This is a genomic window from Pullulanibacillus camelliae, from assembly GCF_014642655.1.
Lineage (GTDB): Bacteria > Bacillota > Bacilli > Bacillales > Sporolactobacillaceae > Pullulanibacillus > Pullulanibacillus camelliae.
Genome location: NZ_BMIR01000009.1, coordinates 137,980 through 160,683 on the forward strand (window position 1 = coordinate 137,980; position 22,704 = coordinate 160,683).

General features: G+C 40.4%; 20 protein-coding genes and 3 pseudogenes. 13 read left to right on the top strand and 10 right to left on the bottom strand.

The features are described 5' to 3' along the window. The first annotated feature begins 22 nt into the window (after positions 1–22). On the top strand, positions 23–1,264 hold the full coding sequence (odhB, locus tag IEW82_RS10940; protein ID WP_188693732.1) for a 2-oxoglutarate dehydrogenase complex dihydrolipoyllysine-residue succinyltransferase: 1,242 nt from the start codon (positions 23–25) through the stop codon (positions 1,262–1,264). Between the two features lie 157 nt (positions 1,265–1,421). Here odhB and IEW82_RS10945 read toward each other — a convergent pair whose 3' ends face one another. From IEW82_RS10945 to IEW82_RS10955, 3 genes are all read right to left on the bottom strand, one after another. After that, positions 1,422–2,114, bottom strand: a complete 693-nt coding sequence (locus IEW82_RS10945) for an OmpA/MotB family protein (RefSeq protein WP_188693735.1) — start codon at positions 2,112–2,114, stop codon at positions 1,422–1,424. Beyond that, positions 2,111–3,661, bottom strand: coding sequence for a hypothetical protein (locus IEW82_RS10950; RefSeq protein ID WP_188693738.1), 1,551 nt, complete (start codon positions 3,659–3,661; stop codon positions 2,111–2,113). The genes IEW82_RS10945 and IEW82_RS10950 overlap by 4 nt, the downstream gene beginning before the upstream one ends. Before the next feature lie 163 nt (positions 3,662–3,824). Continuing rightward, positions 3,825–5,021 (bottom strand): coiled-coil domain-containing protein, encoded by a 1,197-nt coding sequence (locus IEW82_RS10955; RefSeq protein ID WP_188693740.1) that lies wholly within the window; start codon positions 5,019–5,021, stop codon positions 3,825–3,827. Positions 5,022–6,105: 1,084 nt separating this feature from the next. On the opposite strand from IEW82_RS10955, the gene IEW82_RS10960 reads away from it, so the two are divergent. From IEW82_RS10960 to IEW82_RS10970, 3 genes and pseudogenes are all read left to right on the top strand, one after another. Continuing rightward, the gene (locus IEW82_RS10960; protein WP_188693743.1) at positions 6,106–6,252 is read left to right on the top strand and encodes a YrzI family small protein; all 147 of its coding nucleotides are present in this window, start codon (positions 6,106–6,108) and stop codon (positions 6,250–6,252) included. 550 nt (positions 6,253–6,802) lie between these two features. Further along, complete coding sequence (gene sigK, locus IEW82_RS10965; protein WP_188693747.1) at positions 6,803–7,513, top strand: RNA polymerase sporulation sigma factor SigK; 711 nt, start codon at positions 6,803–6,805, stop codon at positions 7,511–7,513. A gap of 490 nt (positions 7,514–8,003) precedes the next feature. Next, a pseudogene (locus IEW82_RS10970) lies at positions 8,004–9,228 on the top strand (IS3 family transposase). 208 nt (positions 9,229–9,436) lie between these two features. On the opposite strand, the gene IEW82_RS10975 reads toward IEW82_RS10970, so the two are convergent. Further along, a complete protein-coding gene (locus IEW82_RS10975) occupies positions 9,437–9,649 on the bottom strand; it encodes a hypothetical protein (protein ID WP_229672515.1) in 213 nt (70 codons plus the stop codon). Between the two features lie 339 nt (positions 9,650–9,988). On the opposite strand from IEW82_RS10975, the gene IEW82_RS10980 reads away from it, so the two are divergent. Then, on the top strand, positions 9,989–10,564 hold the full coding sequence (locus IEW82_RS10980; RefSeq protein WP_188693750.1) for a hypothetical protein: 576 nt from the start codon (positions 9,989–9,991) through the stop codon (positions 10,562–10,564). Positions 10,565–11,057: 493 nt separating this feature from the next. Here the strand turns inward: IEW82_RS10980 and IEW82_RS10985 are convergent, their stop codons facing one another. Beyond that, complete coding sequence (locus tag IEW82_RS10985) at positions 11,058–11,408, bottom strand: hypothetical protein (RefSeq protein ID WP_188693754.1); 351 nt, start codon at positions 11,406–11,408, stop codon at positions 11,058–11,060. A gap of 304 nt (positions 11,409–11,712) precedes the next feature. Between IEW82_RS10985 and IEW82_RS10990 the strand changes: the two are divergent. Together IEW82_RS10990 and IEW82_RS20030 are read left to right on the top strand one after the other, a co-directional pair. Next, a pseudogene (locus tag IEW82_RS10990) lies at positions 11,713–11,905 on the top strand (transposase); the annotation flags it as partial. Positions 11,906–11,918: 13 nt separating this feature from the next. Further along, positions 11,919–12,080: pseudogene (locus IEW82_RS20030) on the top strand (transposase); the annotation flags it as partial. Positions 12,081–12,725: 645 nt separating this feature from the next. Here IEW82_RS20030 and IEW82_RS10995 read toward each other — a convergent pair. The 5 genes from IEW82_RS10995 to IEW82_RS11015 all read right to left on the bottom strand — a co-directional run bounded on the left by IEW82_RS10995 (position 12,726) and on the right by IEW82_RS11015 (position 18,200). After that, positions 12,726–13,310, bottom strand: coding sequence for a nitroreductase family protein (locus tag IEW82_RS10995; RefSeq protein WP_188693758.1), 585 nt, complete (start codon positions 13,308–13,310; stop codon positions 12,726–12,728). A 135-nt stretch (positions 13,311–13,445) separates the two neighbouring features. Further along, positions 13,446–15,203 (bottom strand): Na+/H+ antiporter NhaC family protein, encoded by a 1,758-nt coding sequence (locus IEW82_RS20035; RefSeq protein WP_229672517.1) that lies wholly within the window; start codon positions 15,201–15,203, stop codon positions 13,446–13,448. Between the two features lie 702 nt (positions 15,204–15,905). After that, positions 15,906–17,204 carry an ArsB/NhaD family transporter gene (locus IEW82_RS11005; protein ID WP_188693761.1) on the bottom strand — a complete coding sequence of 433 codons (1,299 nt, stop codon included), beginning with the start codon at positions 17,202–17,204 and terminating at the stop codon, positions 15,906–15,908. A 40-nt stretch (positions 17,205–17,244) separates the two neighbouring features. Then, on the bottom strand, positions 17,245–17,709 hold the full coding sequence (locus tag IEW82_RS11010) for a hypothetical protein (RefSeq protein ID WP_188693765.1): 465 nt from the start codon (positions 17,707–17,709) through the stop codon (positions 17,245–17,247). Positions 17,710–18,059: 350 nt separating this feature from the next. Further along, positions 18,060–18,200: a sporulation histidine kinase inhibitor Sda gene (locus tag IEW82_RS11015; RefSeq protein WP_188693767.1), complete on the bottom strand. Its 141-nt coding sequence runs from the start codon at positions 18,198–18,200 to the stop codon at positions 18,060–18,062. Between the two features lie 488 nt (positions 18,201–18,688). On the opposite strand from IEW82_RS11015, the gene IEW82_RS11020 reads away from it, so the two are divergent. From IEW82_RS11020 to yqeK, 6 genes are read left to right on the top strand one after another with little or no spacing between them, the layout of a single operon-like run. After that, a complete protein-coding gene (locus tag IEW82_RS11020) occupies positions 18,689–19,204 on the top strand; it encodes a YqeG family HAD IIIA-type phosphatase (RefSeq protein ID WP_188693769.1) in 516 nt (171 codons plus the stop codon). A 3-nt stretch (positions 19,205–19,207) separates the two neighbouring features. After that, positions 19,208–20,314, top strand: coding sequence for a ribosome biogenesis GTPase YqeH (yqeH, locus tag IEW82_RS11025; protein ID WP_188693773.1), 1,107 nt, complete (start codon positions 19,208–19,210; stop codon positions 20,312–20,314). 9 nt (positions 20,315–20,323) lie between these two features. Further along, entirely contained in the window at positions 20,324–21,169 is an 846-nt protein-coding gene (gene aroE / locus IEW82_RS11030; protein ID WP_188693776.1) for a shikimate dehydrogenase, read from the top strand. Positions 21,170–21,190: 21 nt separating this feature from the next. Then, positions 21,191–21,484, top strand: a complete 294-nt coding sequence (gene yhbY, locus IEW82_RS11035) for a ribosome assembly RNA-binding protein YhbY (protein WP_188693839.1) — start codon at positions 21,191–21,193, stop codon at positions 21,482–21,484. A 51-nt stretch (positions 21,485–21,535) separates the two neighbouring features. Further along, positions 21,536–22,123 (top strand): nicotinate-nucleotide adenylyltransferase, encoded by a 588-nt coding sequence (locus IEW82_RS11040; protein ID WP_188693778.1) that lies wholly within the window; start codon positions 21,536–21,538, stop codon positions 22,121–22,123. Further along, entirely contained in the window at positions 22,116–22,703 is a 588-nt protein-coding gene (gene yqeK, locus IEW82_RS11045; RefSeq protein ID WP_188693781.1) for a bis(5'-nucleosyl)-tetraphosphatase (symmetrical) YqeK, read from the top strand. The genes IEW82_RS11040 and yqeK overlap by 8 nt, the downstream gene beginning before the upstream one ends. The last annotated feature ends 1 nt before the right edge of the window (position 22,704 follow it).

Genomic DNA, 22,704 nt, shown 5'->3' on the forward strand with positions numbered 1-22,704 from the left:
TCTTAAATGAGGAGGGCGTATCATGGTCGATGTAAAAGTACCAGAATTGGCCGAATCAATTACTGAAGGTACAATAGCCAAATGGCTTAAAAACGTTGGGGAAAAGGTAAACAAAGGTGACGATATCGTCGAATTAGAGACCGATAAAGTCAATGTACAGATCAGTGCAGAAGACGAAGGCGTATTAACAGAGCTGAAAAAAGAGGAAGGCGATACGGTTGAGGTAGGTGAAGTGATCGCTGTTCTTGATCCTAATGCTGCAGAAGGTGCAGCTCCAGCGGCTAGCAACGCTGCTCAGCCAGCCGCACCAGCAACAGAAGATAAGACACCTTCAGAGGCACCGGCGGCTGCTGAATCAGAAGCTGTCTCATCTGGCAATGAGCGCTATGTCGCTTCTCCAGCTGTGCGCAAGCTTGCTCGTGAGCTTGGTGTTGACTTGAAGGATGTATCGACCAATGATCCGCTTGGCCGCATTCATGGAGATGATGTTAAACGGGCAGCTCAGCCTGCAGAAAAGTCTGCATCAAAACCAGCGGCTCCTGCGGTCCAAGAAAATCCTGCAAAGCCTGTAGAAGTCGTTAAAATGTCTCGTCGCCGTCAAACGATCGCGAATCGCTTAGTTGACGTTCAGCACACAGCAGCGATGCTCACAACCTTTAACGAAGTTGATATGTCAGCCATCATGGATCTGCGTAAGCGTCGTAAGGATAGCTTCTTAGAAAAACATGACGTGAAGCTTGGCTTTATGTCCTTCTTTACAAAAGCTGTTGTTGGAGCTTTAAAAGAGTTTCCATTATTAAACGCTGAAATTCAAGGCACTGACCTTCTCGTTAAAAAATTCTATGACATTGGCATTGCAGTTTCAACAGAAGAAGGTCTTGTTGTTCCAGTTGTACGTGATGCAGATCGTCTCGGCTTTGCTGGTATCGAGAGTGAGATCGGTAATTTGGCTAAAAAAGCTCGTGATGGTAAATTAGCTTTGAGTGATCTTCAAGGCGGGACCTTCACAATTACTAACGGTGGTACATTTGGTTCTCTATTATCTACACCTATTTTAAATGCCCCACAAGTCGGGATCTTAGGCATGCACACCATCCAATGGCGTCCCGTTGCGATTGATAAGGATCGTATGGAAAACCGTCCAATGATGTATCTTGCATTATCCTATGATCACCGCATTGTCGACGGAAGTGAAGCTGTGCGCTTCCTTGTTAGTATCAAGCAAAAGCTCGAAGATCCAGAAACTCTATTGCTTGAAGGCTAAGAGACTTTATATAAAGACGCACGAAGCACTGCAGGTATTTGAGTTTTCTCAGAGCCTGCAGTGCTTTTCTTTTGGTACGGTTTTATTTTAGGCAAGTAAAAAGGCTTAAGAGAGCATCCTTTTAAGTGTATGGTTATTAGAGGTGATATGGTCGGAATCAAGGATTCGCCATGATTGATTTGAGTTTATTTTGCCATTTGTTATCATCAAGGATAATTTGAAAGGAAATGCGCCGGTTTTTACTTTGGGCAGCTGCGTCTGAGCCTTTCACAGCAGGCTTGTATTTTGAGTATCCAGTAACTGCTAAATATTTTGCATAGTTATCCTGTTTTAGTCTTGGATTAACCTGCTGTAAATACTTTAAGACAGAGAGAGCCCGCTCCGAGGATAATGTCCAATTATCGTAAGGGACAGCATCCGTATGCCCTTCAATTTGAATGATGTATATGTATTGACTGAGCTGCTTATCATCAATGATATCCACGAGTCCAGCTGCTACGTTTTTTAAAACAGCTTTTCCTTGGTCACTTATTTTAGCACTTGCTGAATCAAAGAGTACACTGCCTTGGATAGATAGTGTGTTATTAGGCCCGCGAATGATTTTATCCCGCCCAACATTAGTTTCTAACTTTTTATTGATGATGTCTGATATATGCTTTTTAATATCGGTTGCTTTTGCCAGCTCATGCTTAATTTGTGTTTGTTCATAGGCGTTATAAATGCTTTGAACAAAAGCAATCATGGTAATAAATAAGAAGACAAGAACGACCATGGACATCATATCGGTAAATGAAGGCCAATAATGCTCTTCAGCCCTCACTTCTTGGAAATGGGGATGACGTCTTTTCATGAATCAAGCACCCGTGTGGGAAGTGTGCTGCGCATGCGCTGCTGTTCTTGAACTTGAAGCTCTAAATGCTGGGACATGCGCGTGAATAATTGGTAAAATTCCTGTAAATAGCGAACGCTATCACTAGAGCGGCGTTCCATATCGTGCGATAATGCCTCAATACCGCGTGAGAGGCCTTCGAGATGTCTAATGATTTCTCGGGATTCTTGTCTCGAATCCGTCTGGCTGGCGATTTGCTGCTGTCGTTCATTTTGATATTTGATTTGATCCATAATTTCACGTTTGATTTTATCAGCCATTTGATAAAGTGAGCGTTCGAGCTGATCAAGCGCATTGGCAATGGTATCCGTTGCTTCAGCATAACGATTATGCATATCTTGATGCTGATAAAGCCAATCCTCCTGCTGACGCTGTAGGGAGGAGGAGGCGTGATCATATTTGTCTTGAAAATTCTCAAGCTGCTGCTCCGTAGCTCTTAAGAATTGCTGGCTGATAGTCTCCACTTTTTTATCGCTTTGTTCAAGGAGACGTTGTGCTTGTTGCCCTGTTTGTTCCATGCGTTTTTCGTGAGCTTCCATGCGCTTAAAAGCCTGCTCGATCGCTGCTTGTAATCCCTGGATGTGTTTGGACATCCCTTGGTTACTGCTTTCAAAGGACTGTGTAGCCTTAGCAAAACTCTGACCGGATCGCTCCATGGATAGAGTTGCTTCGGAAAAGGCTTGGGTTCTTTCCTTTTCATTGTGTAACATGCTCTGTAGTTCTTCCATAGAATGGTCTAAGCGCTCTGTAAAATGGACCATGTCTCGGCTAAAATCTCCTATTGTTGCTTCAAAGCTATCGCCAATTTTAGCGGCGAGTCGATCGAGGATTTTCTCAAAGGAGTCCTTGGGCTTTTCAGTCATTAATTGGGTTTCAACATAATGATCAAGAAAAAGCTCCCCTTCAGTTAAAAGGTGTTCAGTGAGATAGGAAAGAGAACGTCCCCCTGAAAAATAACCAGCCTGCAGTAAATTGAGCAAAAGGGCCGTACCGATGCCAGCAATACTTGTAATGAATGCGAGACTCATCCCTTTAAAGGGAGAAGCAATCGCTGAAATAATAGTATCCACTGATAGATTACCTGAACCTGAACCATCCCCTAGAGTGAGTAAGGTGCCTTGCATCGAAAACATTGCAAGCGTCAGACCTAAAAAGGTGCCGAGCACTCCTAAGATAATTGTAAAGGATGGAAGATGATTTAGCATGCGTGTCATATTACCTAATGGGGTGCGAATGACTCCAGCGACGCGGATTCTTTCACTGAGCAGGTGTTTCTCAATAAGGGCTTGGGAGTTCACCTCCGTACCAGCTTGGCGATAGCTCTTATAGGCTTCAAGAGCGTCTCTCAGCCAAGAGGCTGCTGGTGGTGTGTCGAAGCGTTCAAATTGTGTTTGGCGTTGGATAGCTGCCAACCAATTTTTTAGTTGCAAACTGACTTGGATCTGGGCAATGCAGCCAATGAGGAATAATAGGGCGATAGCACTGACGATAATGGGAGTTAAGCTCATACAATCACCTCCGTTATTTCATACATATGAAACAAGGGGGAGGACTTGAACCAAAATATTTAAGGCATGTTTAGGTGAGGGATAATAAGGGTATCGAGAAGAAGAGTAGGGGTGAACGTAAAAAGAACCTTTACTTAAATAAGTAAAGGTTCTGTGCATGTGATTAGTTAAGGACGCGACGGTATTGAGTGACTTGGTTTTTCCAATAACCTGAAGTCAAGCTTTCAATCGCTACACCTGTGCTGGTTTGTGCACCAATGAATTTTCCGCCACCAATGTAGATGCCGACGTGTGAGTTGCCTAAGAAGAAGACAAGATCGCCAGGCTGTGGTGAAGAAACTTGATTACCAACATACTTCAAACCAGAAGTTGAGCGAGAACCAAGATTGACACCAATTTGATTATAAGCCCAGTTAACAAATCCAGAGCAATCAAATTGATGTGCACCAGGGTTCATTGCCCCCCAGACATAAGTAGAATTGCCAATGAATTGGTTACCAACACTGATTAATTTACTCACACTTCCACTTGCTGCAGAGCTAGGGATGTAAGCTAATGTTTGGGGCTGGCTGGAGGAATGAGAAACAGAACTTGAATGGTGCGAAGAACTGTTTGAATCCGAACTAGAATCAGATTGTTGAGTGTTATTTGATTGTTGGGCTGCTTCCTCTTGAGCTTTTTCTTCAGCTTGTTTTTGAGCTTGCATTTGTGCCTTAACGTTAGCAATCGTATCATCAAGGTTGGCTTCCTTTTTATCTAAAGCGGCCATAGCGTCTTTCTTTGTTTCTTGTAAATCTTTGATTTGATCTACTAAATTTTGCAAATCACTTAAATCACTTTCGGATGTATTTAACTTATCCTGAACTTCGTCCTGTTGTTTTTTCAACAATTCTTGATCTTCTTTTTGCTTCTTAATGATTTGTTGGTCTTGGCTATTGAGCTTGTACAATGCAATAGCGCGATTGATGAAATCACCAAAATCCTTAGATCCAAAAAGAACTTCAAGAGAACTTGTTGAACTGTCACCTTGTCTATAAACGGTATTTAAACGCTTTTTAAAAAGTTCTTGGCGTTCTTGAATCCGTTGTTTCGTTTTGTCAATGTTCTTATTTAAAACATCAATTTCATCTTTTGTTTGTCCAATTTCAATTTGTTTCTTTGAAATTTTTTCAGTAAGCTCTTGGATTTGTTTATTCACTTTATCAAGGTCATTTTGAACGGTTTGTTTTTGTTGTGAAATAGATTGCTTTTTATTAACAAGGTCGCTATATGTACTTGCTGATGCTCCTAGTGGTGCTGCTAATACTAGACAGCCAGCAACGCATAACCCAGCAATTTTACGATTTACTTTGCTCCCCATGTTCCTCCCCCTTTGAAATATGGGACTTTTGATTCAGGATAGATTTCATTTCTAGTAACTAAAACTATTATAGCAGGGAAATAGAGTTGTGAGATTACGTATTCTTAACGTTATGTTTCAAAACAGGGGTATTTTGTAACATAATGAAATATTTCATAATAGTTTGTTGAAATGTACGCTCATAAATAGGACAAAATAATCAGGTTATTCGTCACGATTATCATTTCGTAAAAGCGGTTCTGATAGAAAGTTAGGAGGCGTGTAATCGTTTTATGCAAGAAGCTAACGGGAATTCGACAATATTTTTAAATAAAAAATGGAAATAGGGGTTTACATTTCCTTCCTAACCTTATAGTATAGAAGCGTACTAAAACATTTGAGGTTGATATGGAGGGTGAGGAATATGTTGGCTTATATCCCAAATACGATAAACGTAATTGCATATGCTTCTTTAGCTCGCCCCCATAATAGACGTGATTGAGATTTGTTTTAGGTAAATAGTGTCTATTCCGGCCATGGGGGCGTAGCCATCCCATGGTCTTTTTATGCTATCAGAATGTATAATTTCGCTGACGCTCATAAAGGAAGATAGTATAAGTGTATAACTTTGGCTTTCGCCATCAAAGCTTGCGGGCAACCTAAGTGTGTGATTTGCAAAAATCACATCAGGAGTCCCAGCGAAGTGGTGCAAGCCAAGTTTTCTAACCATGGGGAGTTCCATGGTTATTTTTATGTGTAAAAAACGTTATTGTATAACGTTGCGGAAGACCTTATAAGTTTAGGCTTTGGTCTTCGACACCTGAGACTTGTGAGCATCGTTAGTAGGTGTTTTGAAAATCACATCAAGCCTGAGCTTAGTGAAGCGGTGTCAGATAAGTCAAGATTTCTAAGACACTCATGAATGATCTTTGTTAGATAAAACTTTAGCTTTCTCTAATGATTAGGAATTAGCTTTAGTTTTTCTATAAATATCTCAAATAAAGGAGGAAATGTAGCAATGGAAATCAATGCAAGTCAAAGAGCTTGGTATGAGGAGGAGACAGGTTTTAAATGAAACGATATCACTGCAAAGGAGGGATATTTTATGAAGATTAATGTACTTTCTTTAACCCTCACTTTTTCGATTGAAAAGAGATTAAAGTCTTATATGGAAATTAAGCGCGATGAACGTATTCGAAGAATGAATGACGAGATTATCGACAAATTATCTAAAAGCCAATTCTATTTATAAAAATTTTTTAACGAGGTGCATTTTGCATCTCGTTTTACTTTTATAAAAGTTGTATAAAGCCGACAAAGGCAGGCCGGTCTGAAGTTAGAGAAGGGGAATTCTATAAAGTGTTGTTTTCGATGAAAAAGTAGCTTGTATAGTAAGCGTATCATCAGAAAAATGCCATGAATATGAAAGTAAAATATTAAGAACACCTTCTGTTTTTCGATCGATGATTTTTCGCGAAACTTTTTATGGCTGTACTTATTTCTAGGAGGGATCTGTCATTGGAGGCATGTCAGTTAGCTTTTATTTGCTGGATCACTTTAGTCAATAATCTTTTAGAGAAGATGGAGTTTATGTCGGCATTATTCGTATTTCTTATCCTTGGTTTGTTCATTTAAGAGGGTTCGAGAGAATTCAGAAGTACCTCCAACAGAATAACTCCAACAGAATAAAAGGATGATGAAGTTATTTCCCTCCTCTGTCTTTTATATAGGACAGACAGCGTACAAGTTCACGAGACATACATTATTATAAGGGATTAGGGTAAATTGACGGAGGTGGTTCGTTGTTATCAATCATCGGGAGTATCACTTACTTATTTAAGGAGTTTTGGCTTTTTGTATCATATGTGAAAAACAATGCCTTTCCCCAACCGCTTCCTGAAGATGAGGAACGAAAGTGCATCGAAAAAATGGCTGAAGGAGATGAGGAAGCCCGGAATAAATTAATCGAACATAACCTTCGCCTTGTTGCTCATATCGTCAAAAAATTTGAGAATACAAAAGAAGACACAGAAGATCTTATTTCCATTGGCACCATTGGATTGATCAAAGCCATCGAAAGTTATTCGTTAGGAAAAGGTACAAAGCTGGCAACTTATGCCGCCCGTTGCATTGAAAATGAGATTCTCATGCACCTTAGGGGGATGAAAAAGACAAGTAAAGATGTCTCTTTGAATGATCCCATTGGTCAAGACAAGGAAGGGAATGAGATCAGTCTTATAGATGTGCTCAAATCCAAAAATAAAGATGTTGTTGATGAAATCTCTTTGCGGATGGAGAAAAGAAAGATCTATGAATTTCTGCATATTCTTGATGACCGTGAAAAGGAAGTGATCATTGCCCGATTCGGTCTTGACCAACGCAAAGAATTAACACAAAGAGAAATTGCGAAGAAGCTAAATATCTCTAGAAGCTATGTCTCCCGTATTGAAAAACGTGCTCTAATGAAGCTCTTTAATGAGTTTTACAGAGAACCTTATAGAAAAAATAATTGATAAAATAAAATAGGGTGAGACAAAACGAAGAGAAATAATCCTAATACCGAATTGATAAGTAGTTAGGGAAATGAGAAGCGTAGTCAAAATACGGAGACTCCTGCGGGAACAGGGCATTTTTGGTCATAAATACTTGGGAATCCTTAAAGCGAACTTCGGCTAAGTGCGTCACATCCATTAAGGAACTTCGACTAAAAACATCACGTCCATGTGATAACGCCGAAGCTAGCATGTCCTGTGCGTCGAACACCGAAGCTGGCACATCCATACCACCCTAAAAAGTAAAAAGCACTTTTCGGGGACCCCGATGGTGCGTTGAACGCCAAAACTAGCGCATCCTGCGTGCCTGAGGCAGTGCCCGAGGAAAGCGAGTAGTTTGACGGAGCGCTTTATCACTCATTTAAAAATTCCGAACGCATGTCTTCAAAAGTGTGAATTGAACTGCACCCCAATTATTAGACACCATCTAACAATTGGAGGTGCTTTTCTTGTGGCTAAATTTACAGCTATGGATAAGTTAAATGCTGTTAAACGATATTTGACCAGTAACGAAAGTCAATTGGCCTTCGCAGATTCTATTGGAGTTGATGAGTCTCTTCTTAGAACGTGGATTCAACAATATCAATATCAANGCCATCTACAGTATATCGGTGGCAAAGGAAATTAGAAAATGGAGGATTAGATGCCCTTAAGCTTAATAAAAAGGAGCGTCCATCCATGAAGAAAGGCAATAAGAAAAACAAGCCAGTTGAAGGCTCACAAGAAGCACTAATAGACGAAGTTGAACATTTACGCATGGAGAATGCCTATTTAAAAAAGTTGAATGCCTTAGTTCAAAGCAAGGAAAAGTCACCAAAAAAGACAAAGCGAAAGTAGTCTATGAACTAAGGCGTGAATTTCCGGTGAAAGGTCTTCTAAAGCTCGCAGAACTTAAGCGTAGCACGTATTATTATTTAGTGAAAAACTTTGACCGTCCTGATTCGAATGCAGAGCTAAAAGAGTTAATTCAATCCATTTATGACGAACATGAGGGTCGTTTTGGCTATCGCCGCATTCGTGACGAACTTAGAAATCAAGGATACAAAGTTAATCATAAAAAGGTACAACGCATCATGAAAGAACTCGGTCTGAAATGCCTTGTCCGCATGAAAAAATACCGCTCTTACAAAGGAACCATTGGCAAGACCGCGCCAAATATTCTAGATCGAAACTTTAAGGCTGAGAAGCCAAATGAGAAATGGGTAACCGACATTACAGAGTTCAAATTATTTGGAGAAAAACTCTATTTATCTCCGATTCTTGATTTATATAATAGTGAAATCATCACGTACACAATCGGCTCCAGACCTACTTACTCACTTGTCTCAGAGATGTTGGAGAAGTCGTTTGAACGCTTAACAGAGGAGGACACATTGCTTATTCACTCCGATCAGGGATGGCATTACCAGATGAAGCAGTACCGCCATGCCTTAAAAGAACGCGGGATAACCCAAAGTATGTCACGTAAAGGGAACTGTTATGACAACGCCGTGATTGAGAATTTCTTTGGCATTATGAAATCTGAATTCCTTTATCTCAAAGAATTTGAAAGCATTGATCACTTTAAGCAAGAGCTGGAGAAATATATGGATTATTATAATAACAAACGGATTAAGGCCAAATTAAAAGGCAAGAGTCCGATACAATATCGTATTCTTGCCCAACAGGCTGCCTAATTAAATAACCGTGTCTAACCTTTTGGGGTCACTTCAGAATGCGTTCGGATTTTCTATGAGCTGAAGACTTTTGCCTCAGCCTTTTTTTTACAATTTAAGAAAGAATAAGTGCAGTTTTAGTAATGAGTCCTAGGCGTTTGGTATTTACGGATGAGAGCCAAAATTCCTGAAATGCCAATAAGAATTCCGCTCAGTATGCCAAAGTAACTTACAACACAATGTTTAAAATACCACAAATTAGGATAATACCCCCAAAAAAGTACACGTTTTTTGTTAATAAAGCAGGAAGAAATAATACCAGGATAGAGACAATAATGCAGCCAATGCCCAGGCCGCTAACACCACTGTCACTTCCTGTAAAGGCGTCGCTAATACCACTAATGGCCTTGGCGATAATTCTAGCACTAATGCCTAGTACCATTTCATCAACCCTACTGGTTGGTTTTATGGAATGTTCATTTCCTTCTGTTGATATGTTTCAATCCCCTAAGCAGTATATTCAAAAAGTAATAAATTTACATTAATAGGATTTTTGTAAAATATGGTTATATTTTATCAGTTGTTTTACTTACTAAGTCTTAAAGAATTCTCCAGCCTATATAGAGTATCTAATTTTTAGAGCTGTCTTTTAGCAAGATATGTTTTGAACACCAATGTTTAACGGATTATTTATTTTAATTTTAAATCAATTCATTTCGATGTATATTATCTTTTTAAAATATCAAGCTAAACATAAAGATAAGTGTCTGGGGGATCTTATATGACATTCAATCAGTATCAGCATGATATTATGGAAAAAGAACATGCGTTAAATATGGTGTTGAAGGATTTTTGGGATCAGTTTTCAAGTTGGAATACATGGCAATTTTGGGTCATTTTAGCTGTGTTAATCTTTCCACTCGTTCTTCTTTATTTTTTCATGGACAGAAAAAGATTATTTGAGATCTTTTTCTTTGGTTATACGGTGCATATATTATGGACATATGTTGACATTTTCTTAGAGACGCATAATTACATGATTCACACTTACATGTTAACCTGGATCCTACCGTATGCTTTGAATTTAACGACATCGTTTCTGCCAGTTGGATTTTTACTCTTGTATCAGTATTGCACCAACCATAGGAAAAATTTTTATTTATTCACGATCATTTTAAGCTTTATTTTCTCCGTTATTCTTGCGCCGCTTGAAAAATATATAGGACTGGTGGAGTTAAGGAATCACTTTCATTTCTATTATGTTTTTTTTATTGACATCGGAATTGCGTTTATTGCGTATTGGTTCACCTTGTTTCTTAGAAAATATATCCTCCATCATTCAACAAAACACCCATAAAGGGTGTTTTCCTTTTACTTTCAAAATTTGTAGCTCTTAGTGGTAATGGGTTTACGATTAGGGAAGCGGTGCCTATTAACGTTTGTTCTTCTTGAAGTCACTGAAAAAGTTCTTGTTTTTTATTTTTATGATACCAAAGGAAGGCTCGGGTGCTGATTGCAATGGAAGGCACTCGCTTTCCGCTGGGGGAGTGGTAAGTCTCCTCCGCTGTACGCTGCTAAGGTTTTACCGATTCTTCCCCTTCCACAGGTCCCTAGTATACCATCGTGAGTCAGCAGCGATTTGGGAACATACGATTTTAGAGTGTTCCATATCTCTCATACCTTACGCTCCAATCACTTGGACCTTGTGCTGAAGCAGCTTCCGTATAGGAGGCTTCATGTCCAAACAAGAATCAGGCATTCTCCCCGGCTTTTCTTAAACAGTGAGACCCGTATAAACGTTGGCTTGCTAGCCAAAATAAAAAGAACCGCGTAAGGACGGTTCTTTCATATCAGTCATAAATATTATCATAGCCTTGGCTTAATATTTTCTTGGATTGGTTCAAAAGATAGGCTTTTACTGCTTTATCCAGGAAAGGCTTAGCGATTTCCTTCCACATGTCCTCATATATATAAGAAATCTTTTCTTGACTTTCTGTTAAATAGGATAGGTTGTTGTGATAATACTCCAACTGTTGTAAATGAAGTTCAATATCATGATTAATGAGGTTCTCCATGTGATTAAAGAGTGCGATAAGGGGTTCAGAGACTGAAAACAGGGTGACCTTTGGCAATTCTTCCTTTAACCGTTGCTTGGCAATAAGTGCAATGATATATTCTTCCGCAAGCTGGCTTTTATCCATATGTTGACACTCCCATCGAGTTAACATCCCCAACGAAACATTAGATGCTCGTAATAAAGGTTTTATCTATAGTAACATAAAATGTTGTAATGGAGTCAAAAAATTTATATAAACCTAGATTAGTCTTAGAAGTTCGCAAAACACAGTAAAAAGGCTTATCTATCAAGTGATTTATTTTGAACTTCAACGCATCAACCAAATGAAAAAAATCCGTTTCTGATAAGGTTAAAGCATCGACGAAATAACCATCAGAAAGGCTTCTTATAATGGCTCCTTTACCGCAAATAACGCTTGATTTCACTCGTCAAATGATGGAGAATCTCTTTCCTCCGATACAGGTGAATTCATATTTCGAGAATTCGACGGAAAAGTGGGTTTCTCCCAAACTTTGATTCATCAACACCTAAAACTAAAGGATGAAAGGCGTTACTTTGTTCATTCGCCAAAAGCTCTATCAAATGATCGCCGGGTATTCCGAAGATGACGCGGCTGATCAATCCAGAGGGATAAAAGACGATGCCAATCCAAACGATACGGACAAAGATGATTAAAGTCGCTAGTAAATTAGTGAGATCCGGGCGATCTTTGTCCTTCAAATGACCTTCCAGCTTCGTGTATCAAGCATTTTTTTGGGAAATACTACAGCGCATCCAAAGGCAAAAACTCGAGTGATTGGAGCGGAAGGTGCGAGACTCCAACGGGAACAGGGCCAGCGTTACGTCACGAATAAACGTGGAGTTGTTCCGAGAAAGCTGACTTCGAAGCCATACGCGTAGACGCAGGAACAGGAGACTTTTAATTACAAATACTTAGGAAAACAGATCGTCCATTCCCAAGTGAGCTGAGGCCGTGCCCGTGGAAAGCGAGCATCCTGGAGCGGAAATCACTTCCCCTTGCCATACACATTTCAACATTTATTTTCGCGCCAAGGGAGAAGTATGCCCAAAAACAGATAACTTTTTAGTTCGCGATCCTTTTATTGCTTCATCGCAGTGACTTTCTTAATATGCTTCCTAATATAGTTTGGTCTTGAACTGAAATCTTGTTTTTCTTTGAAGTATGAATAAATCAGGATAGAAGATTGGATGAGTTCCATAATCTTAGAGCGTTAATACATGCTTAGAAAAGCGCAGCAGGAGTGCTAAGCGAGAGCGAATGATCATAGTTTTTCTAATAACGTCAAAATGTGCAACTTCAGCTTTCGTCAATAAGGCTTGGCGATAAGCAAAGCTTTTTAAAAGGAAAGACTGACATTCTGCCATGAAAGGATTTGCTTATAAAATAAGAAAAACCAGCCTCGAGAGGCTAGTAGGAGATTTAAATATTAGAAAACTTGCCTTCAAACAATAATTCGTTTAATGGGCGGCGAGGAGTTGGAGCCTCCCGTTCTTGATAGTTCTCTGGGAGAACATCCTTTGGACCTTGATAGCCAATGGCGATGATTGCTTGAATGTCATAGTCCTCAGGAACATTTAGCGCCTTGCGTGCTGCATCGCGGTCAAAGCCACCCATAGCGTGAGTGATAAGCCCCTTCATAGAGGCTTGCAATGCAAGATGCCCCCAAGCGGTCCCTGTATCGAAAGCATGGTAAAGATTAGGATTCCCCTCAACTGATTTTTTCGAAAGGATTGCAGCGAGAACAGGTGCCCTTTTGCACCAAACAAGATTCCCTTCGTAGATAAAGGAATAAAAATTTTCCTTATCAGCTTCTGTACGGGCGATAATAAACCGACAGGGTTGATTATTAGAAGCTGATGGTGCCCATCTTGCTGCTTCAAAAACACTGTATAAAGTGTCTTCAGGGACGTCTTTATCAAGAAAAGATCGGGGTGACCAACGATTAATGAACAGATTATCGATCGGATAATCGGCTTTGCGTACGGATTCAGATGTCTGATTCACAAAGCTTCCTCCTTTTGAATCGCATGAATTTTTAATGAGAGCGTACCTCTTGTTTACTTAATCACAATTCTTGAATAGGATCAAAGATTTTGCTCGGCTTTGCCTTATAGAGACGCAGCCGAGCAGAGGAGTCGATTATAGGATGAACGAGAAACCTGCAAAGAGTAAACAGGCGATACCAGCAGCAATGAGTGCAGGGGCGAGTTTTGATTTGGAATATTTCATAACGGGCAAATCTAAAATAGTGCATAGAGTAACTGTATTATCACTAAGTGGGGACGCAAAAGCGCCAAAGGTACCACTTGCAAAGACTGCTCCAATAATTAAAAGTAAATTGGCGTGGGCATGAACGCCTAGCATGATACCAAGTGGCATAAGTAAGCCCCAAGTTCCCCAAGATGAACCGATAAAATAGGAAATAAGGCAGCCTAATGCAAATAACACAGGGGCAACAAGCATACTGGGAATCCAGCCTTCAACATGAGCGGTAATATATTTGGAAAAACCAAGATCTTCTGACACATCGGAAACCCCCCATATCAAAGCCAAGAGCACAACGACAGACATCAATTGGTTACCGCCATTAATAAAGTGAGTAACAATGTTTCCAACCGAAAAGCGTTGGAATAGAAAAAAGATAATGGTAAGGGCGATGGTAATAAGGAGAGCTTCAAGCATGACAGCTAAGGCATCCACGCGTATAAAGGCATTAAAAAATCCGGTTGCTTTAAAATGTCCATCCCACCAGCTTAAAAATAATGTTAGAAAGAGAACAATAGCCAAGGGGATAATCAGATTCCAAGGCTTTGATGGAATATCACCCTTCTTGTCATTTCCATTGTTATCAGGAGTCTCCCCTGAATTTTTATGCGTGTGAAAACTGCCTGGAGCCGCATCAAGATGTCGGGAATATTCTTCACGGAAGGCGTTATGATTCACCGCTTGCGGATGGATGCTTGAATGATCACTGTGTGTATTGCTATTAATATCTCCGGTAATCCCTCTGCCACCGGTCGTTGGGCTATCAAATTTGCCACTTAACTCAGGTGTCGGCTGTGTTTTAATCATTGTTGCCTGTTGAGGTTGGATATCTTGATCATCCCAATCCAAGTGTTTTTGGGCTGCGGTATACTGTGGCTGTGGAGAAGGCGACGTGCCATGGTCCGTTGCGCTATCCTTTTGTGTTTTGGCTGACTTGTCCGCAGCATCCTTTTCATCTTCATTAAAGGCATATTTTTTTTCATGTTTTTGATGCATGAAAAAGGTGTAATAGATACCTACAGCTAAAATGGCGAAAGAAAAAAAGTTAAATGGAATGCTTTTAACATAGGTGGTGTATGCAGGGCGGTCCACTCCAGCATGTTGCAAGGAGGTATGGATGAGCCCAACCATATAGCCTACAAAGCCGGTAGCAATGGGGACAAGAGCAACGATTGGGTTAGAGGTCATTTCAATCACCATCCCAATACGGCGCGTTGACATTTTCAACTTTTGTTTTAATGCTTTCATAATTGGAGCAATGGTCACAATGCGAAAGTCAGGGTCGCTGAAGGTGCCGATAGTTGAAACCCATGTTAATGCCATGGCGCTTTTTTTCGTATTGATTTTCTTGCTGACAAGATTGACAAAACCCTTGATTCCACCAGCCATTTTAATAATATTAATCAGACCAGCAAAACCATATAAAAATATAATAATGCGTATATTACTCGATTTAACAGTATTGTGAACGATATAATACAGAAATTTATGAATGCCTCCTAGTAAGCTTGGCTCTACCAAGTAACTGCCAAGCAAGAGGGCAACGAACAGGCCGGGTTGGACCTGCTTTGTAAAAATGGAGATTGGAATAACGATCAAAAACGGTAATAAGGCTATCCATGAACCGTCCATAAAACCACCTTCCTTTTAGCAAATATCTATTTTTAAGATGGCTTAAAAGGCAAAAAATATGTGGGAGAGATAAGAAAAGTGAAGGAAAACTAGAGAATAATGAAGAAAGAAGCTTGCTAAGAAAAAATCAGGAGAAAAGCATGCACGGTCCTAGAGCATCATCAGATATGGAAGAGGCTTCATTACATGGTCAAGTGGATGGGAGCGCAAGGCGTGAGACACCTTCGAGAACGGGGCCAGCGTTACTTCTCGAATAATCGACGAGTTGTTCCAAGAAAGCTGACGACGAAGCGGTACGAGTAGACGCAGGTACAGGAGGTTGTATTCATAAATACTTGGGGAACCCAATCATCCATTCCAAAATGAGCGGAGGCCACTAAGGCCGATCGGCTAAAACCGTCACGTCATTAAGGCACTTCGACTAAAAACATCACATCCATGTGATCACGCCGAAGCCAGCACGTCCTGTGCGTCGAACGCCGAAGCGAGCACATCAATCCCCCAAAAAAGTAAAAAGCACTTTTCGGGGACCCTGATGGTGCGTCGAACGTTGACCCTATCCATATCGTGTGGGCATGAGGAAGGCGAGCGCTCTGGAGCGGAAACATGCATGATCCACTCCCATTGCACCCAAAATTTTATGCTTTCTTATTATTTTAAAAACCAGACAAGCTGGAGAGCTTATCTGGTCTTAAACAGGAATTATAAAAATATAAGATATCTAAAGTAAATGTAAATAGTTGAGAGGATGAGGGCCACTAAGGTAAGTGGGGCACCGATTTTTAGAAAATCAACATAGGAAAAGCGATGGCCCTCGCGCTCAGCCATGCCAGCGACAACCACATTGGCTGATGCCCCGATCAGCGTTCCATTGCCCCCAAGACAAGCCCCAAGAGATAGTGACCACCAAAGCGCATTAATATGAGGAGAATCAACGGCATACCCCATTCCATGAGCCATGTCTTGGATTAAAGGAATCATGGTTGCGACATATGGAATATTGTCAATCGTTGCTGAGGCAAAGCCTGAAACCCATAGAACGAGCATGGAGGCCACTGTAACATTTCCGCCTGTTAATTCAAGAGCAAGCTTGGCCAGGTCTTTGATAACCCCAATCTCTATAAGGGCACCGACAAGGGTAAATAATCCTGCGAAAAAGAAGATGGTTTCCCATTCGACAGCACCTAAAGCTTCGTCCACTTCATTGTTCTTTACTCCGATCAGCATGAGGAGGGTTGCTCCTGACACAGCAATCACGGCGGGATCAACATGAATAAGTGAATGAAGTAAGAAGGAAAGGATGGTGAGTCCGAGGACAATCATTGACTTTCTCATCAGCTTAGCATCTTTAATAAAAGATTTTTCGTCAAGCTCCATCAGTTTTCTTTGCTTTTCAACGTCAACCCCAAGCTGCTTCCTGTAGATAAAATAAAGAAGCACTAATGTAGCTGCGCCGATAATGACAATGATAGGAGCTAAATTCAGTATAAAAGCATTAAAAGTTAAATGTTTGATTTGTTGTCCAATCATGATATTGGGAGGATCACCAATCAGGGTAGCGGTACCGCCAATATTGGAAAATAAGATCTCAGAAATCAAGTAGGGAATTGGGGTGACACCCAATATCCGAGTGATGGAAAAAGTGACAGGGACCATCAATAAGACCGTGGTGACATTATCCAAAAAAGCTGAACCCACCGCAGTTAAAATAGATAAGATGATTAAAATGCGAATCGGATGTCCTTTAACCGCTTTGGCTGCCCAAACAGCGACAAATTGAAAAACGCCGGTCTTATTGGTGATACCGACTAAGATCATCATGCCAATCAAGAGGGTGATCGTTCCCCATTCGATATGTTCAAAGGCTTGATCGAGGTTAAGAATACCGAAGAAAAGCATCAGCGCTGCGCCAGCTAAAGCGATGACAGCACGATTGATTTTTTCGGTGATGATAAAAGCGTATGTAAGTAAAAAGATGATAATCGCGATGATAAATTGCATGAGTGTCTATCACTTCCTTAAAACTATAAATAAATTTGGATTAATTCTCTTCTTTTAAAGTACGTACCCCGCGCTGAGAAATAGAGACCGCTCCTGAGCATTTAGGGCAGTGGAGGGTTTTAGGCTCTGCCTCAAGATCTTCAATATAAAATTCAAATGCACAGGTTTGACAGTAGAGCTTCATCATGCGATCAATAACCATATCGTTAATGCTATTATCAGGAAGATCAGTGTCGATCAGTTCAACATGTTCAGTCGGGTTGGAATCATCCTGAGCAATGATCTCACCCTTGCTATCCGTTGGTAAACGCCATGCCGAATCTACAGTGTATTCTTCTAATTCACTGTGTGATGCCTTTTCCATTATTCTTTTAGCCAACTGAATAACCTGTTCATTCGTGAGTTTATCATAAGCAGGTTCTTTTTTTAGGCGCTGCCATAGGCCCTTCATTTGGTCCTCAGTAAATACATACTTAACAATTTTATTGATGACCACGTTCTTCAAATCATCGCCTCCAGAGTTAAAAAAGTTTAATGCTGTCTGTTGTTAGAGCGTCCTCCTATCTATTAGTTTACCTCACAATTGTCATATAACCCAAACAAAAATCCTAAGCCTTTCATCATAACTTTTGATAACAAAATAAAAAATCCGCAGAAACTGCGAATTTTAAGGGAATGAATAGGATTTGGCAAGGTTGGCATCAAGGCAAGGTGAAGGAGGAAGCCAAAATAATTTTACGATTTAATGCTCGCCCGTTATTAAAAGTTCTTAATACAAGATGCAGGATTGAGTTTGTAAAATATATGATTGTTTATTCATGGGAGCATAGCGAATGAAAGAGCGTCTCTTAAGCTTTACGATAGTTGTTCAATTATGTTATCCAAAGAGCGTTTTTTAATTTCTTTTTCAATGAGAATAATAAAGTCAGGGCTAAGATGTAGTTCTCTAGCTTTAAAATAGGATTCAATCAAAAGGTCGTCCGATAATTTTTCCATTTTAATCCGCCTCTGCGCTGCACCTCCACATAAATAAGTTCTCTATCAGTCGCTTGATAATTTTCTTGTATAATGAATGTATCACGATTATCCTGTAAGAACAATCGTTCCGATATCCACATGGAGCGGTGGATAAGTTGTGGGTAGGAAGTTTATAAGTTGTATATTTGTTGTTTTTTCTCGGTTGATAATGTGCATAAAGTTATCCACAGTTTTGGATATGGTCGGGATTTGTCGAATTATTTTTTGAATGATTGCTCTTCTTATGGCATAAATTCCTTAATTTAAAGTGTTTTATCCAACACGCGCATATAAGAGATTGGAATGGTGAACAAGAGGGGGATTTGTCGAGTGTTTTTGGCTTCTAAAAAACACGAACGAGAAAATAAATAGAAAAAATAGAGACGACGGCTTGCTTTTTAGTAGGGTTAACCATACAATCAATGACAGAACAGGCATCAATGGTTGCCATATTTGAGGTGTTATGATTGCTAGAAAAGTTTTTGCCAAACCAGCATGTAAAAAATATATTTGAGATCACTCCAGAGATTCTACAAGAGCATGGAATCAAAGGGGTTGTGACTGATTTAGATAACACGCTCGTCGCTTGGGATGTTCCGCAGGCGACGCCTGAGCTTGCGCTTTGGTTCAAGAGCATGCAAGCTGCGGGAATTTCCGTTACGATTGTTTCTAATAATCATGAACAAAGAGTCCGAGCCTTTTCCGAGCCTCTTGGTATTCCCTTTATTTCCAAAGCACGTAAGCCGTTAACGCGTGCCTTTCAAAAGGCGATCCGGGAAATGGGGCTTACAAAGGAAACGGTTGTCGTCGTGGGGGACCAGTTATTGACCGATGTCCTTGGAGGCAGGCGGCTCGGTGTTCATACCATATTGGTCGTTCCAGTCGCGCAATCCGATGGATGGGCGACGCGCTTTAATCGCCGTATAGAGCGGTTGATTTTAGCAAAATTAAGAAGAAAAGGGCTTGTAGATTGGGAGGATTAAGAGTTGACTGAGCAGATTTTTTGTGCAGGATGTGGTATTCCGATTCAAACTGAAGACAAACAGGCAATTGGTTATGCGCCACCGTCGGCGCTCAAAAGAGATGTCGTCATTTGTCAACGTTGTTTTCGATTAAAACATTATAATGAAGTGCCTGATATTTCGCTGAGTGATGATGCATTCATTCAATTGCTTCAATCGATTGGTGAAACAGAAGCATTAGTGATCAATCTTGTCGATATTTTTGATTTTAATGGGAGCTGGATACCTGGACTCCATCGTTTCGTTGGTCATAATGATGTGCTTCTTGTTGGTAATAAAGCAGATGTCCTTCCACATTCAACGAATCCGGACAAGCTCAAAAATTGGATGCATCAAGCTTCACGTGAGCTGGGATTGCGTCCTTTAGACATTTTTTTAATCAGTGCAGAAACAGGAATGGGAATCGACGAATTGGCATCTGCCATTGAGGATTATCGTAAAGGCAAGGATGTTTACATCGTTGGAGCTACAAATGTCGGAAAATCAACTTTTATTAATAAGTTGATTGATACATTGGGTGGCGAGCAGCATTTGAAGCTGACGACATCGCAATTTCCAGGCACTACCCTTAATTTTATCGGCATTCCTTTAGATGATGGGCGGTCTTTATATGACACTCCTGGTATTATTAACCATCATCAAATGGCCCATTATATCGATTATGATGAGCTAAAGACGATTACACCCAAGAAGGAAATAAAGCCTAAAGTCTATCAATTGAATGAAAAACAAACCCTCTTTTTTGGGGGGCTGGCACGCATAGATTATATGGGATCTGGACGGCGTTCTTTGATCTGTTATGTATCGAATGCCTTATACATCCACAGGACCAAACAAGAAAATGCTGATCGCCTCTACGCGGAGCAAATCGGCGAGATGTTGGTGCCTCCCCATGATAAAACGGTGGACTTAGAATTGGTTCAGCATGATTTTTCATTAAAACAAGAAAATATGGATGTTGTTTTTTCAGGTCTCGGATGGATTTCTGTCAAAGGACATGGGGCTCAGATCCGTGCCTATGCGCCCAAGGGCGTTAGAGTGTCAGTACGCCCATCAATTATTCAAGGATGAGGTGAAGGTGTGAAAAGAGAGTTAGGGGTTATTGGTTACCCGGTTAAGCATAGTCTATCTCCTGCTATGCATCGGTTGTGGTTGGAGAAATATGGATTGGATTGTGAGTATCACTTATTAGAAATACATCCAAAGGATTTAGCAGATAAAGTACAAGGCTTTCGTGAAAAAAAGTGGCGCGGCTTCAATGTGACGATACCGCATAAGGTCGCTATTTTTTCTTTGCTTGACGAGATTGATGACACAGCCAAGCGTTTTGGTGCTGTAAATACGGTTATTAATCATGATGGTTATTTAAAGGGAACAAATACGGATGGAGGCGGCTTCCTGCAAAGCCTTTCCCATGCTGGATTTGCCTTTCATCCGGCTGTAAAAGCTCTGATTATCGGTGCAGGTGGGGCTGCCCGTGCAGTAGGACTGGCACTCGCTGAGACGGATAGTGCGCAAATTGATTTTGCCAATCGGACGTTAGAGAAAGCCGAAGAATTAAGTGCAAAAGTGAGGGAAACAAAGGCTAGTAATGTCCTAACTCTTGAAAGAGCGGAGGCAGAGCTTGCTGATTACGATTTGATCATTAATGCGACTTCTGTTGGGATGGAGCCTTATCCGGACCCACAGCCATTATCGCTTTACCATGTATCTCCAGCGGCTTTTTGCGTAGACTTAATTTATAAACCCTTGCAAACAACTTGGTTAAAAGAAGCTGAAAAAAAAGGCTGTCAAACCTTGAATGGATTATCGATGTTAATTTATCAAGGGGCATTAGCTTTCGAACAATGGTTTGGGATCTTTCCAGAGGTTAAAGGCATGGAAGACTTTTTGATCAATGTACTTAATCAAAAGGAATCAAATTAAGAGAAGTTAGGTGTGAAGGTAGTGCTAACAGGAAAACAATTACGGTTTTTACGTAGAGAGGCGCATCATTTGAAGCCAATTTTTCAAATTGGCAAGTCTGGACTTCATGAGATGATTTATAAAGAGGTCACGGATGCTTTAGAAGCGCGAGAGTTAATTAAAATCAACCTTTTGCAAAATGCGATTGAAGAACCGAAACAAGCGGCACAAGGCTTAGCGGAGCATACAGGTGCTGAAATTGTCCAAGTGCTGGGCAATGTGATTACTTTATATAAGGAATCAAAAAATAACAAGCAGATCAACCTTCCGAGATAAGTTCTAAGTTCTTACTGTGATGAATGAGAAGATGATAAATGGGGTGATATTGTGGGATTAAAAAGAATTGGATTGTTAGGTGGAGCGTTTGATCCTCCTCACTTGGGCCATTTGATTTTAGCTTCTGAAGCGTACGCAGCAGCAAAGCTTGATGAGGTATGGTTTCTTCCTAGCTATATTCCTCCCCATATGGAAAGAAAACATGCGGCGACCGTGTCGGATGCTGAGAAACGAATTGCAATGTTGCGCTTAGCAATTGCGGATAATCCAAACTTCGACTTATGCACAGTTGAGATGGACCGCAAAGGAAAGTCCTATACATATGATACGATTAAGCATCTGAATGCAGCTTATCCAGACGCACAATTTTATTTTATTATTGGTGCGGATATGGTTAACGATCTGCCAAATTGGTACAGATTTGCAGAATTAAAACAACAAGTGAAATTTTTGGCGACGACGCGTGCCGGAGTGAACATTCATCCTATAGAGGGAATGGCGATTGATTATTTTGACATGCCTATGATAGAGATTTCCTCTACAGATATTCGCAGCCGATATCGCTCAGAAAAGCCATGGCAATATTTTTTGCCCAAACAAGTGAAAACTTATATAGAGGAGAACGGATTGTATGACTAAGGATGATGCGATCAAAAAAGTGAGAGAATTACTTCCTGATGCGCGCTATGAACATACATTAAGAGTGGCGGAAACAGCTGTTACTCTGGCAAAGCAGTATGGTGCGGATCAAGAGAAAGCTGAGCTTGCTGGAATTCTTCATGATATTGCTAAATATTTTCCAGAGGACGAATTGTATCGAACAATCTCAAGTCATCCAGAAATTCCTAACGTGTTTCTTAATTACCATTCCTCGATTTGGCATGCGCCGGTTGGGGCAGTCTATGTACAAGAGCAATTAGGTCTTTTAGATTTAGATATATATAATGCCATTACCTACCATACGACAGGTAGAGCAGGCATGTCTTTATTAGAAAAAATTATTTTTTTAGCGGATTATATTGAGCCGGGGAGAGATCATCCTGGTGTTGAGCCGGTGAGAAAGCTTGCGAATAAGAGCTTAGATCAAGCGGTATCCTTAGCTTTGGTTAATACCATTAATTATCTCATTGAGCGTTATTCTCCTGTCTTTCCTGATACAATTGCTGCTTACAATGATTTAATTCGCACAACCGGCAAGCTATTAAAGCAAAAGGCATGAC

Coding starts and splice junctions, on each gene's coding strand:
- odhB (WP_188693732.1), top strand. CDS start 23: ATGGTCGATGTAAAAGTACCAGAATTGGCCGAATCAATTACTGAAGGT.
- IEW82_RS10945 (WP_188693735.1), bottom strand. CDS start 2,114: ATGAAAAGACGTCATCCCCATTTCCAAGAAGTGAGGGCTGAAGAGCAT.
- IEW82_RS10950 (WP_188693738.1), bottom strand. CDS start 3,661: ATGAGCTTAACTCCCATTATCGTCAGTGCTATCGCCCTATTATTCCTC.
- IEW82_RS10955 (WP_188693740.1), bottom strand. CDS start 5,021: ATGGGGAGCAAAGTAAATCGTAAAATTGCTGGGTTATGCGTTGCTGGC.
- IEW82_RS10960 (WP_188693743.1), top strand. CDS start 6,106: ATGAAGATTAATGTACTTTCTTTAACCCTCACTTTTTCGATTGAAAAG.
- IEW82_RS10975 (WP_229672515.1), bottom strand. CDS start 9,649: ATGGTACTAGGCATTAGTGCTAGAATTATCGCCAAGGCCATTAGTGGT.
- IEW82_RS10980 (WP_188693750.1), top strand. CDS start 9,989: ATGACATTCAATCAGTATCAGCATGATATTATGGAAAAAGAACATGCG.
- IEW82_RS10985 (WP_188693754.1), bottom strand. CDS start 11,408: ATGGATAAAAGCCAGCTTGCGGAAGAATATATCATTGCACTTATTGCC.
- IEW82_RS20035 (WP_229672517.1), bottom strand. CDS start 15,203: ATGGACGGTTCATGGATAGCCTTATTACCGTTTTTGATCGTTATTCCA.
- IEW82_RS11005 (WP_188693761.1), bottom strand. CDS start 17,204: ATGCAATTTATCATCGCGATTATCATCTTTTTACTTACATACGCTTTT.
- IEW82_RS11015 (WP_188693767.1), bottom strand. CDS start 18,200: ATGGAAAAATTATCGGACGACCTTTTGATTGAATCCTATTTTAAAGCT.
- yqeK (WP_188693781.1), top strand. CDS start 22,116: ATGACTAAGGATGATGCGATCAAAAAAGTGAGAGAATTACTTCCTGAT.